The sequence below is a fragment of the Protofrankia sp. Cr1 genome (assembly GCF_963555865.1).
In the GTDB taxonomy this organism is placed as follows: domain Bacteria; phylum Actinomycetota; class Actinomycetes; order Frankiales; family Frankiaceae; genus Protofrankia.
On sequence record NZ_CAUVXO010000002.1, the window covers coordinates 39903 to 42428 of the forward strand.

At 66.5% G+C, this 2526-nt stretch carries 3 protein-coding genes; 1 reads left to right on the plus strand and 2 read right to left on the minus strand.

The window, feature by feature from the left end; genetic code table 11:
- Positions 1-783 (plus strand): mycothiol synthase (mshD, locus tag U9980_RS00795; protein ID WP_322766243.1); only part of this gene is annotated, 783 nt, incomplete at its 5' end.
- A gap of 82 nt (positions 784-865) precedes the next feature.
- Here mshD and U9980_RS00800 read toward each other — a convergent pair.
- Complete coding sequence (locus tag U9980_RS00800) at positions 866-1633, minus strand: response regulator transcription factor (protein WP_416210097.1); 768 nt, start codon at positions 1631-1633, stop codon at positions 866-868.
- Between the two features lie 60 nt (positions 1634-1693).
- On the minus strand, positions 1694-2470 hold the full coding sequence (gene pstB, locus U9980_RS00805) for a phosphate ABC transporter ATP-binding protein PstB (protein WP_322766244.1): 777 nt from the start codon (positions 2468-2470) through the stop codon (positions 1694-1696).
- Positions 2471-2526: the final 56 nt, after the last annotated feature.

The window sequence follows — 2526 nt, forward strand, 5'->3', positions numbered from 1 at the left end:
GGATACGCCTACCTGGCCGTCCGCTCCGATGACAACTGGCAGGCGGAGCTGGTCGTGCATCCCGGACAACGGCGTCATGGCAGCGGCGGGCACCTTCTCGCCGCGCTGACCGCGTCCGCTGACCAGGCCCGCGCGCAGCTCGATGTCTGGGCGCACGGCGACCCACCCGCGACGGTGACGCTGGCGCACCGGTACGGCTTCGTTCGCGAACGCGTGCTCTGGCAGATGCGCCGACCGCTGTCCGCCCTCCCCGACATAGCACTGCCACCGGGTGTCACCGTCCGCACCTTCATCCCTGGACAGGACGAGGACGCAGTGGTGGCGGTCAACCGTGCCGCCTTCGCCGACCACCCCGAGCAGGGCCGCTGGACGGTAACCGATGTTCGTCTGCGGGAGGCCGAACCGTGGTTCGACCCAGCGGGCTTGTTCCTCGCGGAGTCCGCCGGCCGGCTGGCCGGTTTCCACTGGACAAAGGTTCACTACGGCATCGACGACATACCCGGGCCCGGTGGCATTTCGACAGCCGAGACCGCCGCCACGAAGACCGACGTCGGCGAGGTCTATGTCGTCGGTCTGGAGCCCACCTTCGCCGGGCGCGGGCTCGGCCGCGCCTTGACCCTCATCGGGCTGCACCACCTACGCGATCAGGGCCTGGCAACGGTGATGCTCTACGTCGAAGACCTCAACCAGCGGGCAATACGCCTGTATGAAGGCCTCGGCTTCACCCGGCACCGCGCGGACATCTCCTACCGGCGCGCACCCGACGTAGGTGCGCAGGCCTGATCACACCTCACCTCCATCAGCGCTCTGGGGACTGCGGCCTCCGGGCGCACGATCTGACGATCGTCGCGCGCCCTTTGGTCTTCTACGCAGTCGGCTCGTCAGCGAGGCGGAAACGGTAACCGACGCCGCGGATACTCTCGATCAGGCGAGGGTGGTCAGTATCGCCGGTATCCCCGAGACGGCTGCGCAGGCGGCGTACGTGCACCGCCAGCGTGTTGGTCTTATGGCTGGTCGTCCCCCACACACGTTCAAGCAGTGTCTGGCGGGTTACCACGGACCCGGCCCGTTCAAGCAGGATGCGCAGCAGCCTGAACTCCTGCGGAGGCAGCCGCACCGGTACGCCGTCCACCCGGACCTCGTATGCGACCGTGTTCAGGGTAACCCCTCCGACGCGCAACACCCCAGGCTCGGCCCGGTCCACGCCGAAGCCCCGGACGGACCGCACCAGCCCCAGCACCTCGTTGATCCGGTACGGCTTGACAACGCATGCACTCGCGCCTGCCTCCAACCCCGCCGCGGCCTGCCGCCGGTCCTGCGGGCCCACCCCAAGCAGAATCGGCATGTCGTCGCGGGTGCGGACAGTCCGCACCACCGTCACACCGTCGATGATCGGCAGACGCGCGGAAATGAGCACGACCGCCGGTGCCAGGCGACCGATCTCCAGCAGTGCACGCGCACCGTCCACCACGACGCTGACCTCGACGCCATGGTCGGCGAGGGCGGACAGAAGCTCGGAGTCCGCGGCTGCGTCGGCAACCAGCAGCGTCGGGCTCCGGCCGCTCGGCAGGTCGGGCTCCTCCCCGGAGCGACGCTGCTCCGGGGCAAGGGACTCCTCTTCAAATGGCTGCACGAGATGCATCCGAGTGGTCACAATGAATTCGGGTGAGCTCGAGGCCGGCAACTGCCCGGTTCAGCCGAAACGCCCGGTGATGTACTCTTCGGTGCGCTTTTCGCTCGGCTTCGAAAAAATCTTCTCCGTCTTGCCCATCTCCACCAACCGTCCTGGATCGCCGGTCTTGTCAAGAGTGAAGAACGCCGTCGTGTCACTGACCCGGGCGGCCTGCTGCATGTTGTGCGTCACGATGACAATGGTGTAAGTCGACTTGAGTGTGGCGATCAGATCTTCGATGGCCAGGGTGGAGATCGGATCGAGGGCGGAACACGGCTCATCCATGAGCAGAACCTGCGGTTCCACCGCAATCGCGCGCGCTATGCACAACCGCTGCTGCTGTCCACCGGAGAGACCGGCGCCGGGTCGGGCGAGACGGTCCTTGACCTCCTCCCACAGGTTGGCGCCGCGCAAGGACTGCTCAACCCGCTCGTCGAGCAGTGACTTCTTGCGCGTGCCATTCAGCTTCAGCCCGGCGATGACGTTCTCGTAGATGGACATCGTCGGGAATGGATTCGGCCGTTGGAAGACCATACCGACGGTACGACGCACGTTCACCGGGTCGACCCCGGCACCGTAGAGGTCCTGACCGTCCATCCGGACCTGGCCCTCGACCCTGGCGCCGGGCAGCACCTCGTGCATGCGGTTGAGCGTCCGCAGTACAGTGGACTTTCCGCAGCCGGACGGTCCGATGAACGCGGTGACGTTCTTCGGCTCGATGCTGAAGTGGATGTCGGAGACGGCTTTGAAATTCCCGTAGTAGGCGGTCAGCCCGGAAACGTCGATACGGGTCGCCATGAGTTACCTCGGCTCGTTGCGCCGTGCCGGTACGGTGACCGGCACGGACTGCATGG

Bases quoted from the DNA above. Each gene is read 5' to 3' on its own strand.
- pstB (WP_322766244.1), bottom strand. From the start codon at position 2,470: ATGGCGACCCGTATCGACGTTTCCGGGCTGACCGCCTACTACGGGAAT.